General features: G+C 61.0%; 13 protein-coding genes. 6 read left to right on the forward strand and 7 right to left on the reverse strand.

Annotation, left to right across the window (positions count from 1 at the left end; translation table 11 throughout):
- Nucleotides 1-39 precede the first annotated feature (39 nt).
- Nucleotides 40-771: a MerR family transcriptional regulator gene (locus GVK32_RS20990; protein ID WP_159866258.1), complete on the reverse strand. Its 732-nt coding sequence runs from the start codon at nucleotides 769-771 to the stop codon at nucleotides 40-42.
- A 212-nt stretch (nucleotides 772-983) separates the two neighbouring features.
- Here GVK32_RS20990 and GVK32_RS20995 point away from each other — a divergent pair, with 212 nt between their 5' ends.
- From GVK32_RS20995 to GVK32_RS21005, 3 genes are read left to right on the forward strand one after another with little or no spacing between them, the layout of a single operon-like run.
- Nucleotides 984-2,672 carry a sensor histidine kinase gene (locus GVK32_RS20995; protein ID WP_159866261.1) on the forward strand — a complete coding sequence of 563 codons (1,689 nt, stop codon included), beginning with the start codon at nucleotides 984-986 and terminating at the stop codon, nucleotides 2,670-2,672.
- Nucleotides 2,666-3,385, forward strand: coding sequence for a two-component system response regulator BtsR (gene btsR, locus GVK32_RS21000; RefSeq protein WP_159866264.1), 720 nt, complete (start codon nucleotides 2,666-2,668; stop codon nucleotides 3,383-3,385). Before GVK32_RS20995 ends, btsR begins: the two co-directional genes overlap by 7 nt.
- Before the next feature lie 53 nt (nucleotides 3,386-3,438).
- On the forward strand, nucleotides 3,439-3,909 hold the full coding sequence (locus GVK32_RS21005; RefSeq protein ID WP_045855829.1) for a DUF1456 family protein: 471 nt from the start codon (nucleotides 3,439-3,441) through the stop codon (nucleotides 3,907-3,909).
- 50 nt (nucleotides 3,910-3,959) lie between these two features.
- Here GVK32_RS21005 and GVK32_RS21010 read toward each other — a convergent pair whose 3' ends face one another.
- Nucleotides 3,960-4,421 carry a YehR family lipoprotein gene (locus GVK32_RS21010; protein WP_159866267.1) on the reverse strand — a complete coding sequence of 154 codons (462 nt, stop codon included), beginning with the start codon at nucleotides 4,419-4,421 and terminating at the stop codon, nucleotides 3,960-3,962.
- Between the two features lie 150 nt (nucleotides 4,422-4,571).
- Nucleotides 4,572-6,605: a methionine--tRNA ligase gene (metG, locus tag GVK32_RS21015; protein ID WP_159866377.1), complete on the reverse strand. Its 2,034-nt coding sequence runs from the start codon at nucleotides 6,603-6,605 to the stop codon at nucleotides 4,572-4,574.
- Between the two features lie 153 nt (nucleotides 6,606-6,758).
- Between metG and apbC the strand changes: the two genes are divergently transcribed.
- Nucleotides 6,759-7,868: an iron-sulfur cluster carrier protein ApbC gene (apbC, locus tag GVK32_RS21020; protein ID WP_159866270.1), complete on the forward strand. Its 1,110-nt coding sequence runs from the start codon at nucleotides 6,759-6,761 to the stop codon at nucleotides 7,866-7,868.
- Between the two features lie 106 nt (nucleotides 7,869-7,974).
- Here the strand turns inward: apbC and GVK32_RS21025 are convergent, their stop codons facing one another.
- Nucleotides 7,975-8,292 (reverse strand): RcnB family protein, encoded by a 318-nt coding sequence (locus tag GVK32_RS21025; RefSeq protein ID WP_128877569.1) that lies wholly within the window; start codon nucleotides 8,290-8,292, stop codon nucleotides 7,975-7,977.
- Nucleotides 8,293-8,468: 176 nt separating this feature from the next.
- Between GVK32_RS21025 and GVK32_RS21030 the strand changes: the two genes are divergently transcribed.
- Nucleotides 8,469-9,383, forward strand: a complete 915-nt coding sequence (locus tag GVK32_RS21030; protein ID WP_159866380.1) for a LysR family transcriptional regulator — start codon at nucleotides 8,469-8,471, stop codon at nucleotides 9,381-9,383.
- On the opposite strand, the gene GVK32_RS21035 is transcribed toward GVK32_RS21030, so the two are convergent.
- Both GVK32_RS21035 and GVK32_RS21040 read right to left on the reverse strand, forming a co-directional pair.
- A complete protein-coding gene (locus GVK32_RS21035) occupies nucleotides 9,380-10,723 on the reverse strand; it encodes an NCS2 family permease (protein WP_041146443.1) in 1,344 nt (447 codons plus the stop codon). The two genes, GVK32_RS21030 and GVK32_RS21035, sit on opposite strands and share 4 nt — an antisense overlap.
- A 2-nt stretch (nucleotides 10,724-10,725) precedes the next feature.
- The gene (locus tag GVK32_RS21040) at nucleotides 10,726-12,534 is read right to left on the reverse strand and encodes an adenine deaminase (protein WP_159866273.1); all 1,809 of its coding nucleotides are present in this window, start codon (nucleotides 12,532-12,534) and stop codon (nucleotides 10,726-10,728) included.
- Between the two features lie 124 nt (nucleotides 12,535-12,658).
- Between GVK32_RS21040 and GVK32_RS21045 the strand changes: the two genes are divergently transcribed.
- Nucleotides 12,659-13,582, forward strand: a complete 924-nt coding sequence (locus tag GVK32_RS21045; protein WP_159866276.1) for a LysR family transcriptional regulator — start codon at nucleotides 12,659-12,661, stop codon at nucleotides 13,580-13,582.
- A 28-nt stretch (nucleotides 13,583-13,610) separates the two neighbouring features.
- Here GVK32_RS21045 and GVK32_RS21050 read toward each other — a convergent pair whose 3' ends face one another.
- On the reverse strand, nucleotides 13,611-14,033 hold the full coding sequence (locus GVK32_RS21050) for a universal stress protein (protein ID WP_159866279.1): 423 nt from the start codon (nucleotides 14,031-14,033) through the stop codon (nucleotides 13,611-13,613).
- Between the last annotated feature and the right edge of the window lie 145 nt (nucleotides 14,034-14,178).

Here is a 14,178-nt window from a genome sequence, read left to right on the forward strand (position 1 = left end):
GGGGCGATTATACGGTGAAGCGCAGGTGTTAATGAAACATTAATTGCTATTTAGCCAGATAACGCGCCCCTGCTGCTGCCACTCCAGCAGTTGCTCCTGCTCGGCGGAAGCGGGCGTTTCGCCGCACCACACCAGCAGAGTGCTCTCGGGGAACAGCTCCGGGCGAATCTGCGTCAGCGAGTGGGCGACGACGTCGACCCGCCAGCCCTGTTCGCTGGCCACCCAGCCCTCCAGCCACAGCCGGGCGATGTCACCGCTGTTCCAGCCCATCACCAGCGCGTGGCTGCCGGGGTGCTTCCAGGCGCTGGCGAGGCTTTGCGCAATGTGGTTGATGAGGATCCCGTCGAGAATGCCGCGCAGCGCGATAAGCGTCGGCTGGGGGCTGAGCAGGCGATGGCGTAAAGGAATGAAGAGGTGGTTGACCAGGGTGTGTGCCGGATAGCTGTGGCTGCGCTCTTTAATCCACGTCCGCAGGCGATGGTAGCTGCCATCGTGGAGCAGCGTCAGCACGATCTCCTGCTGTTCGCGCCAGCCGCCTTGCTCCTGCGGGTCGCTGTCGGCGAGCAGCGTTTTGACTTTTCCTACCTGAACGCCGGAGTCAATCCAGCGCTTAATTTCGCGGATGCGGTCAATTTCCTGCTCGTTGAACAGGCGGTGGCCGCCGTCGGTACGCTGAGGTTTGAGCAGTCCGTAGCGCCGCTGCCAGGCGCGAAGCGTGACCGGGTTAACATCGCAAAGCTGGGCCACTTCACCAATCGTATAAAGCGTCATCTCTTCCCCTCCCGCAGAATTCTCCTCCCTATAACTGTAGAAGCAGTTTGTGGAAGGGGAAATATTTGCTCATTTTTTGTGCTGACAAAGAGAGCGAGGCGCTAAGAAGTGTGATCCCGGCCATGAATGTTCATTTTCTTGTAGCGCTTCAAAGAAAGATTTTCCCCAGCGGTGTATGTTACGCGCTTTCAGGTGATGTGTGGTCTGCGGGTATGTACGAGTTCGATCTGGTGTTGCTGCTGCTTCAGCAGATGTGCGTCTTTTTAGTCATCGCGTGGCTGATGAGCAAGACGCGGCTGTTCATCCCCCTGATGCAGGTTACCGTCCGTCTGCCGCACAAGCTGCTGTGCTACGTCACCTTCTCCATTTTTTGCATTCTCGGGACCTACTTCGGTCTGCATATCGAAGACTCTATCGCCAATACCCGGGCCATCGGTGCGGTGATGGGCGGCCTGCTCGGCGGGCCGGTGGTCGGTGGCCTCGTCGGGCTGACCGGCGGGCTGCACCGCTACTCGCTTGGCGGCATGACCGCGCTAAGCTGCATGGTTTCCACCATGGTTGAAGGGCTGCTTGGCGGGCTGGTGCACAGCATCCTCGTCAAGCGCGGGCGGCCGGATAAGGTCTTTAGCCCGCTGACCGCCGGGGCGATCACCTTCTTTGCCGAACTGGTGCAGATGATGATCATCCTGCTGATCGCACGCCCGTTTCAGGACGCCCTGCATCTGGTGCAGAGCATTGCCGCGCCGATGATGGTTACCAATACCGTTGGCGCCGCGCTGTTTATGCGCATCCTGCTCGATAAGCGGGCGATGTTTGAAAAATACACCTCGGCGTTTTCCGCCACCGCGCTGAAGGTTGCGGCCTCGACGGAGGGGATCCTGCGCCAGGGGTTTAACGAAGAGAACAGCATGCGGGTGGCGCAGGTGCTTATCCAGGAGCTGGATATCGGCGCGGTAGCGATTACCGATCGCGACCGGCTGCTGGCCTTCACCGGCATCGGCGACGATCACCATCTGCCCGGCAAGCCTATCTCCTCCCTCTACACCCAAAAGGCGATCGACAGCGGGGAGGTGGTGTATGCCGACGGCAACGAGGTTCCGTATCGCTGCTCAATCCACCCGCACTGCAAGCTCGGCTCCACGCTGGTGATCCCGCTGCGCGGCGAGAACCAGCGGGTGATTGGCACCATCAAGCTGTATGAGGCCAAGAACCGGCTGTTCAGCTCAATCAACCGCACGCTGGGCGAGGGGATTGCCCAGCTGCTGTCGGCGCAAATTCTTGCCGGGCAGTATGAGCGACAGAAAGCGCTGCTCACCCAGTCGGAAATTAAGCTGCTGCATGCCCAGGTTAACCCGCATTTTCTGTTCAACGCCCTCAATACCCTGAAGGCGGTGATCCGCCGTGACAGCGACCAGGCCGGCCAGCTGGTGCAATATCTGTCGACCTTCTTTCGCAAGAACCTGAAGCGGCCGTCGGAGATTGTCACCCTGGCGGATGAGATTGAGCATGTGAATGCCTACCTGCAGATTGAAAAGGCGCGTTTCCAGGCCAATCTACAGATTCATATGCAGGTGCCCGAGGCGCTGGCGCATCACCAGCTGCCGGCGTTTACGCTGCAGCCGATCGTGGAAAACGCCATTAAGCACGGCACCTCGCAGCACCTTGGGGTGGGCGAGATTATCATTCGCGCCAGCCAGGAGGAGCGCTGGCTGCAGCTGGATATCGAAGATAACGCCGGGCTGTATCAGGCCAATCCGGACGCCAGCGGGCTCGGCATGAGCCTGGTGGACCGGCGGCTGCGGGCGCGATTTGGCGCCGAGTGTGGAATTACCGTGACCTGTGAAGCCGAGCGCTTTACCCGCGTTACGCTGCGACTGCCCGTGGAGGAGAGCGCGTGTTAAAAGTACTGATAGTTGATGATGAGCCGCTGGCGCGTGAAAATCTGCGGATCCTGCTGGAGGCGCAGAGCGATATCGAGGTCGTGGGCGAGTGTGGTAACGCCGTTGAGGCGATCGGCGCGGTGCACAAGCTGCGCCCGGACGTGCTGTTCCTCGACATCCAGATGCCGCGCATCAGCGGGCTGGAGATGGTCGGCATGCTCGACCCGGAGCATCGGCCCTATATCGTGTTCCTGACCGCCTTCGACGAATATGCGGTTAAGGCGTTCGAGGAGCACGCGTTTGACTATCTGCTCAAGCCGATTGAGGTCGCGAGGCTGGATAAAACCCTCGCGCGCCTGCGCCAGGAGCGCAGCCTGCAGGATATCTCGCTGCTCGACGACGCCCGCCAGGCGCTAAAGTATATTCCGTGCAGCGGGCATAGTCGGATCTGGCTGCTGCAGATGGAGGACGTGGCGTTTGTTAGCAGCCGGATGAGCGGTATTTACGTTACCGACAGCGAAGGGAAGGAGGGCTTTACCGAGCTGACCCTGCGCACCCTCGAGAGCCGAACGCCGCTGCTGCGCTGCCACCGTCAGTATCTGGTCAATATGGCCCACCTGAAGGAGATCCGCCTCGAGGAGAACGGCCAGGCCGAGCTGCTGATGCGCGCCGGGCATACGGTGCCGGTCAGCCGCCGCTACTTAAAAAGCCTGAAAGAGGCGATTGGTCTGTAAAACGGCAGAATCGTGGTAGACTTAGCGCCAGTATTTTTCATCATGAAGGCATTATGATCAGCAACGATATCCTACGTAGCCTGCGCTACACCTTGAAAACCAATAATGATGGCCTGGTGCGTATTTTCGCGCTCGGCGATTCCGTCGTCAGCGCAGAGCAGCTGGTACCGTGGCTGAAAAAAGAGGATGAGGACGGCTTCCAGCGCTGCCCGGATATCCTCCTGTCGATCTTCCTCAACGGTCTGATTTACGATAAACGCGGTAAAGATGAGTCCGCGCCGCCGCTGGCGGTTGAGCGTCGGGTGAATAACAATATCGTGCTGAAAAAACTGCGTATCGCCTTCTCCCTGAAGACCGACGATATTCTCGCCATTCTGACCCAGCAGCAGTTCCGCGTTTCGATGCCGGAAATTACCGCCATGATGCGCGCGCCGGAGCATAAAAACTTCCGCGAGTGCGGCGATCAGTTCCTGCGCTATTTCCTGCGCGGTCTGACCGAGCGCGTTCACGCCGCTAAAGCCTGAGTTGCAGCCTCAGGCGGCCCGGCTGGCGCAACGCTTAGCCGGGCGATGACCTACTTCACTTCCTGAAAACCCTGCTCTTCGAGTAATTTTGTCGACACCGACATCGACACGAACTGCCGCGAGCAGTCGGTAAACATCGATCCCGGCAGCTTGCACAGCTCGCCGATCTTCGCCTCGCTAAAATCGACGCTCAGATGCTCCAGGGCATAGCTGTCTTTGTAGTCGATGGTCTGCTCCACGCCCTTGATGCTGCGGTAGACGCTGCTCATCGGTTCAATAATCGCCCGCGCCTGCTCTTTATTGCTGGCGCCGATGGTTTTATAGGGGATGGTGTTGTTGGCATCCTGGCGCAGCACCTTGTCGCCATCATAATAGTAGGTAAAGCTGAGCTCGACGCCTTCGGCCGCGCGGTTAAAGGTTTTGCTCTGCTCTTTTTTGTTGTCGCAGCCGGCCAGCGTCGTGGCCAGCAGAGCGGCGACGGCGATTGCGGTCAGCCTGTGTGTGTATTTCATCCCGGTTCCCTGTGTTGGTATGTATACCGTTCCGTTGTCAGAATAGCGTATTGAGTATTGTTCTTATCCGCGAGGGGGGCAAATAAAAGCGCCCGTTCGGGCGGGCGACAGGCAAAAAAAACGCTGCCGGGGCAGCGTTTTACGCGGAGATTATTTGACCTGTTGGCCAGGCTGAGCGCCGCTGTCCGGGCTGAGCAGGAAGATATCTTTCCCGCCAGGGCCCGCCGCCATCACCATCCCTTCGGAGATGCCGAAGCGCATCTTGCGCGGCGCGAGGTTCGCCACCATCACCGTCAGACGGCCAATCAGCGCCTGCGGATCGGGGTAGGCGCTGCGGATGCCGGAGAAGACGTTGCGCTTCTCGCCGCCGATATCCAGCGTCAGGCGCAGCAGCTTGTCGGAGCCGTCGACGAATTCGGCGTTTTCAATCAGCGCGATGCGCATATCCACTTTGGCAAAATCATCAAAGGTGATGGTTTCCTGCAGCGGATCGTCCGCCAGCGGGCCGGTAACCGGTGCGGAAAGCGCCTTGACCTCTTCCTTCGATGCTTCTACCAGCGCCTCAACCTGCTTCATTTCGATGCGGTTATACAGCGCTTTGAAGGTGTTGACCTTATGCGCCAGCAGCGGCTGCTGGATAGCATCCCAACTCAGTTCGCTGTTGAGGAACGCTTCGGCGCGCGCGCTCAGCTGCGGCAGCACCGGCTTGAGCCAGGTCATCAGCACGCGGAACATATTCAGGCCCATGGTGCAGATAGCCTGCAGATCGGCATCGCGGCCTTCCTGTTTGGCGACTACCCACGGCGCCTGCTCGTCAACGTAGCGGTTAGCCACGTCGGCCAGCGCCATGATTTCACGGATGGCTTTACCGAACTCGCGGCTGTCCCACGCTTCGCCAATGCTTGCTGCCGCATCGGTGAAGGTTTGGTACAGCGCCGGATCCGCCAGCTCGGCCGCCAGCACGCCGTCGAAACGTTTGGCGATAAAGCCGGCGTTGCGCGATGCGAGGTTAACCAGCTTGTTGACGATGTCAGCATTCACGCGCTGAATGAAGTCTTCGAGGTTGAGGTCGATATCGTCGATACGCGAAGAGAGCTTGGCGGCGTAGTAGTAGCGCAGGCTGTCGGCATCAAAGTGGTTCAGCCAGGTGCTGGCCTTGATGAAGGTACCGCGCGATTTAGACATCTTCGCGCCGTTGACCGTCACGTAGCCGTGAACGAACAGGTTGGTTGGCTTGCGGAAGCCGCTGCCTTCCAGCATCGCCGGCCAGAATAGGCTGTGGAAGTAGACGATATCCTTGCCGATAAAGTGATACAGCTCGGCGTCAGAGTCTTTCTTCCAGTAGGCGTCAAAGCTTTCGTTATCGCCGCGCTTGTCGCACAGGTTTTTGAATGAACCCATGTAGCCGATCGGCGCGTCCAGCCAGACGTAGAAATATTTGCCCGGCGCGTTGGGGATTTCGAAACCGAAGTATGGCGCATCGCGGGAAATGTCCCACTGCTGCAGACCTGACTCGAACCACTCCTGCATCTTATTCGCCACCTGCTCCTGCAGCGCGCCGCTGCGGGTCCATGCCTGCAGCATTTCGCTAAACGACGGCAGGTCGAAGAAGAAGTGCTCGGATTCACGCATCACCGGCGTCGCGCCGGAAACCACCGATTTCGGCTCGATAAGCTCGGTCGGGCTGTAGGTCGCGCCGCACACTTCGCAGTTATCGCCGTACTGATCCGGTGATTTGCATTTCGGGCAGGTTCCCTTCACAAAACGGTCAGGGAGGAACATCCCTTTTTCCGGATCGTAGAGCTGAGAGATGGTGCGGTTTTTAATAAAACCGTTCTCTTTCAGGCGCGAGTAGATAAGCTCCGACAGCTCGCGGTTTTCGTCGCTGTGGGTGGAGTGGTAGTTATCGTAGCTAATGTCGAAGCCAGCAAAATCGGTCTGGTGCTCCTGACTCATCTCGCCAATCATCTGCTCCGGGGAGATGCCAAGCTGCTGAGCTTTCAGCATGATCGGCGTGCCGTGGGCGTCGTCGGCGCAGATGAAGTTGACCTCGTGGCCGCGCATTCGCTGGTAACGGACCCAGACATCAGCCTGGATGTGCTCCAGCATGTGGCCGAGGTGGATTGAGCCGTTGGCGTACGGCAGTGCGCACGTTACCAGAATTTTCTTCGCGACTTGAGTCATAGTGAGCATTACATCTTCTGTTGTAAAAAGGGCTTCCGATATTACCAAAAGGGCACTGGGTGCGCCATAAATGGCTGACCATATATGGATAATCCTCAGCTGTGATAAACTCAATCATTACTGAAAGCATCTCATAACAACAAAGGAGTCGGGATGAATTCGCAATCCCAGGCCAAATCCCCCGAACGTCTACGCGCGATGGTCGCCGGAACGCTGGCTAATTTTCAGCACCCCACCTTGAAGCATAATCTCACCGCGCTGAAGGCGCTGCACCACGTTGCCTGGCTGGACGACACCGTGCATATCGAGATTCAGATGCCGTTCGTCTGGCACAGCGCTTTTGAAACCCTGAAAGAGCAGTGCAGCGCCGAGTTGCTGCGCATTACCGGCGCGCAGGCTATCGACTGGAAGCTGACGCACAGTATCGCCACCCTGAAGCGGGTGAAAAACCAGCCGGGCGTCAACGGTGTGAAGAATATTATTGCCGTGAGCTCCGGCAAGGGCGGCGTCGGGAAATCGTCTACGGCGGTCAACCTCGCGCTGGCGCTGGCGGCGGAAGGGGCTAAGGTCGGTATTCTCGACGCCGATATTTACGGCCCGTCGATTCCTACCATGCTGGGCGCTGAAGATCAGCGTCCCACCTCGCCGGACGGCACCCATATGGCGCCGATTATGAAATTCGGCCTCGCCACCAACTCCATCGGCTATCTGGTGACTGACGAGAACGCCATGGTGTGGCGCGGCCCGATGGCCAGTAAAGCGCTGATGCAGATGCTGCAGGAGACGCTGTGGCCGGATCTCGACTACCTGGTGCTGGATATGCCGCCGGGCACCGGCGACATTCAACTGACGCTGGCGCAGAACATCCCGGTGACCGGCGCGCTGGTGGTCACCACGCCGCAGGACATCGCGCTGATCGATGCCAAAAAGGGCATCGTGATGTTCGAAAAAGTGGAGGTGCCGGTGCTGGGTATCGTGGAGAACATGAGCATGCATATTTGCAGCAACTGTGGTCACCATGAGGCTATCTTTGGCACCGGCGGTGCGGAGAAGCTGGCGGAAAAATATCACACCCAGCTGCTCGGCCAGCTGCCGCTGCACATTCATCTGCGCGAGGACCTGGATAACGGTACCCCGACGGTGATCGCCCGCCCGGAAAGCGAGTTTACCGATATCTATCGCCAGCTGGCAGGGCGCGTAGCGGCCCAGCTCTACTGGCAGGGTGAGGTTATCCCCAGCGAGATCGCCTTCCGCGCGGTGTAAGCGCCGCGCGTAAAACAACGCCCGGGACTTCGCTGCGCCATGCGGGAGCAGCAGAAGGACCGGGCGTTTTTCGTGGCGGCTCGCGGCCGCAACGCGTGTCGCGCAATCAGTGCTGGTAGAAAATCTCGCCGTCGTAAATTTTGACAATTTTGCCTTCAGGCTCGGTGACCAGCACGTAGCTGCCGCCCATATAGGTCCAGTGGGTGTTGGCGTCTGGCGCAGGCAGGTGGCGCTGCTGCCACTGCTTGATGGTGTACTCCGGGGTCATATACAGCGGCGGCACGGTATCGCCTACGCGAAACTGCTGGAAGTCGGAGGTCACGCCGTCCAGCTCATATTTCTGCAGATCGGCGGCGGAGACCGACCCAACGGCGCAGGTGCCGGCCAGCAGTACGCCCAGAAGCATCATTTTTGTTTTACGCATAAATTCCTCATTATTATCCTGGACACAAAATCGCAGCCTCGTATCATTCCGAAGCATGAGGGCGATGGCAAGTACTGGTTGATTAAAAATGTAAGCAAACGATGGTGCCGATTACGCGATTCAGCAAAACGCGCCTGTTTTAGGAAAAGTCCGGGGATCCGGAGGTGGGAGTGAATATGTTCAGGCTGGAAGATCTGACGTTATTTGTCCGCGCGGCGGCGCTGGGCAGCTTCAGCGACGCGGCGCGGGAGGTCGGGCAGCAGCCGGCGCAGGTGAGCGCGGCGATTAAGCGCCTGGAGACCACGCTGAATATCCGCCTTTTTGCCCGCTCAACCCGCAGCCTGCGCCTGACCCCTGAAGGGGAGACCTGGCTACCCTATGCCACGCAGATGCTCGATACCCTGCACGCCGGCCTGCAAAAGATTCAGCTGCCGGATGACCAAATCCGCGGCACGCTGCAGATTGCGGTGCCCTCCGACCTCGGGCGCAACCTGCTGCTGACCGTGTTTCGCGGATTTCGCCAGCGCTACCCGGAGCTCAGGCTGCGCATCCTGTTCTCCGATCACCGCACCGACGTGTTTAAAGATCCGGTCGACGTGGCCTTTCGTTACGGCGATAACGACGACGCGTCGTTTATCTCGCTGCCGGTGGCGGCGGAAAACCGCCGGGTGCTGGTGGCCTCCCCGGCGTGGATCGCCGAACACGGCGCACCGCAAACCCTGGAGGAGCTGGCGCAGCGTAACGCTCTGCTGTACGTGCTGCGCGGCAGGCAGTTCGATCGCTGGCCGTTAAGCCTGGCGGGGGAGGTTCAGCACCTGCAGGTTTCTGGCGCTATCGTCAGCGACGATGCGGAAGTGATTCGCCGCCTGGCGATTGCCGGGGAGGGGTTTGCCTACAAGTCCTGGCTCGACGTCAGCGACGACATTCACGCCGGGCGGCTGCAGGTCCTGCTGCCGCAGTATCAGGGCGACCGGGTGCCGCTGAATATGATTTGCCCGCACCGCAAGCAGCTCTCTGCCGCGGTGCGTTTGCTGTATGAAGAGGTGAAGGCCCGCTGCGAGGCGCTGCACAACCAGCGCTCGGCGCCCTAGTGCCTGACCAGGGTCGCGAAGTAGTAGACCAGCGGAATGGCGAGGATCCACAGCCCTAACGGGATCTCGCGCCACTTTCCGGCCACGCTCTTAATCACCACGTAGAACAGCAGCCCGCCGGCAATGCCGGTACCAAAGCTGTTGGCAATCAGGGTGATCATCACCATCATCAGTACCGGCAGCCCGTCGGTAAAGTTGGCTAAATCGACCTTGCGCAGGCCGCTGAACATATTCAGGCCGATCAGGATCAGCGCCGGTGCGGTGGCCTCTTTGGGGATCATCAGCGCAATCGGGGTAAACAGCAGCATCAGCAGGAACATCACCGCTGCCGCCAGCGCCGTCAGCCCGGTTTTACCGCCGGCTTCGGCCGCCGCGGAGGACTCAATCAGCGCGGTGGCGGCCGGGATGCCGACCCACGGCCCGATGGCCGCGGCAATGGAGTCAACCATAAACGGCCGGTTGATGTGCACCATATTGCCCTCTTCGTCCAGCAGGCCCGCCTCGCCGCCTACCGCCAGAGTGGTTCCCATGGTGGAGAAAAACTCGGAGGCGAAAAAGATAAACAGAAACGGCAGAAAGGCGATATTCAGCGCGCCGAGCATATCGACGTGGCCGAGGACCGGAGTCAGCGAGTGCGGCATGGCGATAAAGCTGGTCGGCAGCCGGGTGACGCCAAACGGGATCCCGACAAGGGTGGCAACGAGGATGGCCCACAGGATCGCGCCCGGAATGCGCCGCGCCTGCAGCGCAATGGCGAGAAACAGGCCGCATAGCGCCACCAGCGCGCCGGGGGAGAGGAAGTCGCCGAGCATCAGGGCGTTGGTTTTTGCATTCGCCAGCACCAGGCCGGCGTTGCGAAAGCCGAGAACCGCCACGAACAGCCCGATGGAGGCGGTGAGCCCCAGCTTGATCGACTGCGGCACCGAGCGGGTCACCACCTCGCGCAGGCCGAATTTGGTCAACAGGAAGAACAGAATCCCGGACCAGCAGGCGATGCCGAGGCCGATTTGCCAGCCGATGCCTTCGCTCCCGGCCAGGGTGACGCCCACCAGCACCGACCCGCCGATACCGGGGCCGACGATAAACGGCAGGTTCGCGTAGAACGCCATCAGCAGCGTGCCGGCGACGAAGACCAGAATGGTTCCGGTAGTGACCGCGCCTTTATCCATTCCGCCGACCGCCAGCAGGCCGGGGATCACCACCAGCAGATAGGCGGCGGCGAGAAAGCCGGTGACCCCCGCCAGGCACTCGGTGCGCAGCGTGCTGCCGCGGGAGTAGAGGGCAAATCGCCGTTCCAGCCAGCGGCCCCGGGTTGATGCAGGAAGCGTGTTGTCAGCCATTATCAGGCTCCGTGGTGATTATTGTTGTTGGTATGCTCCGGGGTTTCCCGGCAGGCTATCAGCGGGTCGACGATCCGGCGGGTGGTGCCGTCGGTCAAACCCAAATCGGTCAAATGCGGCCCGGCGTTGCAGGCGAGGCAGGTCCCCTCGATGGCCTTAAACACCCGGTACGGCGGCTCCCAGTCGGCAATTTCGGCGCTCAGGTCGCGCAGCTCGCGGAACTGGCGCGCCAGCTCCGCCGCCGGCAGGTCGGAAAGCATCCCGGCAATCGGCATGGCGACGTGGGCCAGGATCTCTCCCCGCTGCGCCAGTGCCATGCCGCCGCCGGAGGCGATCAGCCGGTTGGCGGCCCGCGCCATCTCTTCGGCATCTCGCCCGAGCACCACGAGGTTGTGCGAGTCGTGGGAGTAGCTGGTGGCAATCGCCCCGCGCAGCTCGCCCCAGCCCTCAAGCAGGGCAATCTGCGGCGTCGCCTGATGGCGACCGTGGCGGTGCTTGACCCAAATCAGGCTGAAGCCGTCGGGAAGCTGGACTTTGCCGTCGCGGATCTGCACCTCAACTTCTCCCCACTGCGTAAAGCGCGCACCGCGAATATGCCGCAGGCGGGCAACGCCGTGGTGAATACCGCCCACCTTAAGGATAAAGTCGTTGGCGCTCAGCGGCGCAAGCTGCAGAGTCTCCCGCGGCGGCGTGACGCCGGTGGCCGCAGGGATCGGCCGGCACAGCCGCCCGTCCCGGGCAATCAGCTTCCCGGCGACGTAGACCTCGCGCGCCTGCAGCTTATCCAGATCGGGAAACACCACCAGGTCCGCACGGCGGCCGGCGGCAATCAGGCCTAAATCATTGCGCTGCAGACGGATCGCCGCGTTCAGCGTGGCGAAACGCAGGGCATCGGTGGCCGGCAGACCGTGCCCAATCAGCAGGTTGAGCAGGGCGATAATGCCGCCTTTTTCCAGCAGCATATCCGGCGGCACGTCGTCGGTGCAGACGGTGATCTGCGAGGAGAGGTGCGGCAGGGTTTTCAGCGCCTTGACGATATCCTCCAGCAGATAGGGGTGCGAGCCGCGAATCTGCAGCGTCAGGCCGGCGCGCAGCTTTTCCAGCGCGTCCTCCGCCGAGGTGAGCTCATGATCGGAGGTGACGCCGGCGGCGAGATAGGCCTGCAGGTCCGCGCCGTTCAGCCCGCGGGCGTGGCCTTCAATCAGCTTGCCGCTGTTGAGGCCCGCCTGGACTATCTCCTGCATCCGCTCGCTGGCGTGCAGCACGCCGTGCATGTCCATCACTTCCGCCACGCCGCGCACCTCCGGCCACGCCAGCATGGTGGTCATCTCCGCGCCGGCAAAATCGGCGCCGGACATCTCCAGCCCGGGCGTCGACGGGACGCTGGAAGGGGCGGCGACCATCACCTCCAGCGGCAGATTGCGGCTGGCGGCAACGGCGTAGCGCACGCCCTCCACGCCGAGCACGTTGGCCAGCTCGTGCGGATCCCAAAATACCGCCGTTGTTCCCTGGGCGAGGACGATTTCCGCGTAGCGCTCGGGGGGGAGATGGGAGCTTTCGAGATGGACGTGGGTATCCATCAGCCCCGGGGAGAGGTAGGCGCCCTGCAGGTCGCGGGATTCAGCGGCATCGCTACGGCTACCGCACGGGTGGACGCTGGCAATCATCTCGCCGACGATGCCGACGTCGGCGGCGCGGATTTCCCCGGTGACCATATCAACGATCTGTCCTCCGGTGAGTAACAGGTCGAACGGCAATTCGCCCCGGGCGGCCTGCACGGCGCGGCGGCGGTTTTCAGCACTGCTGGACATAACAACTCCGGCACAAGGATAATGGCGTTACTCTAGGGGCACAGCAAACGTTTGCCCAGATGAATAAATTTATCGCCCGATAAGCTCGGGTTATTCTGCCTACTCACCCTCAGCGATGGATAACATGACCGAACCCTGGCAGCGGCTGCCCGCGCTTTCTCTCAAGCAGCTCCAGTATTTTGTTACCCTGGCGCAGCTGCGTCACTTTACCGATACCGCCAACCGGCTGGCCATCAGCCAGCCGGCGCTAAGCAGCGCGCTGCGCCAGGTTGAAGCGGTGCTCGGCGGCAGGCTGGTGAATCGCACCGCCTCTTCGGTCACGCTGACCGAACTGGGCGCGGCGATCCTGCCCCACGCGCAGCGCGTGCTGAGCGTGGCCCAGTTGGCGTTTCAGGATATGCAGCAGATTGTTGAAGCCGGCGGCGACGGCACGGTGCGCATCGGGCTGATGCCGTCGGTCAGCTCGCTGCTTTTTCCCCTGCTGCCGCAGACCCTGGCCGAAACCTTTCCGCGCCTGCGGGTCGAGTTTCACGATCGGGCCAACGACGCGCTGGTGCGCGAGCTGCTGAGCGGGCAGATTGATTTCGCCGTGGGCGCCATCGACAGTTCGATCCCCGCAGAGCTGCAGGTCTATCCGCTGCGCGAGGACCCGTTTGTGGCGGTGCTGCACGGCGACGATCCGCTCGCCGGCCAGCCGCATCTGCCGTGGAAGCTGCTGGCCGGCCGCGATATCGCGGTGTTCTCGAAGGGCAATATCCAGCGGCTGGTGGGGGCGCTGGCGGAGAGCCACCGCCTGATGCTGAATACGCGCTATCAGGTGGACTATATCGAAACGCTGTATGGCCTGGTGCGGTCGCGCCTGGCGATAGCCATTCTTCCCGAGCTCTATACCACCCACTTATGCGATCCGCAGCTGAAGATAGCCCAGCTCCAGCAGCCGGCGCTGAGCCGCACCGTGGCACTGATGCGCGGGCCGCAGACGCTACCGCCGCTGATTGAGTCGAGCTTCGCGTTGCTGCTGAGTTCGCTGCGGGAAGTGAATACCTAATTAGCCGGACAGGGCCTGCGCGAGCGACCTACGGCAGGTGCTTAATCAGCACGTCGACGCTGAGATGGTTAATGTACTCGAGGGAGTGGGAAGCCATCACCCCCAGCAGCCGGTTGCGGTGCCCGGCAATAATCAAATCGATACTGCGCTGATGCACGCACGCTTCGACGTCGGCAAAGCGGCGGGCGGTGACCAGCACCAGCGTCTGCACCGGCAGGGCGACGGTGGTCGCCAGTTCGTTGAGCAGGGCTTTGGCCTGGATAACCTCCTGCGAGACGTCATCATCCATCAGGCAGTCGGAAACGTAGTTCAGCGCCCGATAGTCGGTGCTGATGTGGGCGATGGTTATCTTCATGGCGCTCTCTTCGGCCATTTTAGCCGCGTGCTGAAGCAGCGGAACCCCGTCAATGCTGCTGTTAATCAGCACCAGCGCATGGTGATAAACGGACATAGCCCACCTCGGTTGGTTATCTGCGGAAAACATTATTCCCACTGCTAATCTTGTGCCCGGGTAGCGGCGAAAGCAAATCGATATGTGCGTAAAAAGGGCAGGGAAATCAGGGCGGGAAGCGCAGGGGGGCGGTCGCGGGAAATGG

It is taken from the genome of Klebsiella sp. 18074 (genome assembly GCF_902705905.1).
GTDB lineage: Bacteria > Pseudomonadota > Gammaproteobacteria > Enterobacterales > Enterobacteriaceae > Klebsiella > Klebsiella terrigena.

Excerpts from the sequence above, each read along its gene's own strand:
- GVK32_RS20990 (WP_159866258.1), bottom strand. The coding sequence starts at position 771 with ATGACGCTTTATACGATTGGTGAAGTGGCCCAGCTTTGCGATGTTAAC.
- GVK32_RS20995 (WP_159866261.1), top strand. The coding sequence starts at position 984 with ATGTACGAGTTCGATCTGGTGTTGCTGCTGCTTCAGCAGATGTGCGTC.
- GVK32_RS21005 (WP_045855829.1), top strand. The coding sequence starts at position 3,439 with ATGATCAGCAACGATATCCTACGTAGCCTGCGCTACACCTTGAAAACC.
- GVK32_RS21010 (WP_159866267.1), bottom strand. The coding sequence starts at position 4,421 with ATGAAATACACACACAGGCTGACCGCAATCGCCGTCGCCGCTCTGCTG.
- metG (WP_159866377.1), bottom strand. The coding sequence starts at position 6,605 with ATGACTCAAGTCGCGAAGAAAATTCTGGTAACGTGCGCACTGCCGTAC.
- apbC (WP_159866270.1), top strand. The coding sequence starts at position 6,759 with ATGAATTCGCAATCCCAGGCCAAATCCCCCGAACGTCTACGCGCGATG.
- GVK32_RS21025 (WP_128877569.1), bottom strand. The coding sequence starts at position 8,292 with ATGCGTAAAACAAAAATGATGCTTCTGGGCGTACTGCTGGCCGGCACC.
- GVK32_RS21030 (WP_159866380.1), top strand. The coding sequence starts at position 8,469 with ATGTTCAGGCTGGAAGATCTGACGTTATTTGTCCGCGCGGCGGCGCTG.
- GVK32_RS21035 (WP_041146443.1), bottom strand. The coding sequence starts at position 10,723 with ATGGCTGACAACACGCTTCCTGCATCAACCCGGGGCCGCTGGCTGGAA.
- GVK32_RS21040 (WP_159866273.1), bottom strand. The coding sequence starts at position 12,534 with ATGTCCAGCAGTGCTGAAAACCGCCGCCGCGCCGTGCAGGCCGCCCGG.
- GVK32_RS21045 (WP_159866276.1), top strand. The coding sequence starts at position 12,659 with ATGACCGAACCCTGGCAGCGGCTGCCCGCGCTTTCTCTCAAGCAGCTC.
- GVK32_RS21050 (WP_159866279.1), bottom strand. The coding sequence starts at position 14,033 with ATGTCCGTTTATCACCATGCGCTGGTGCTGATTAACAGCAGCATTGAC.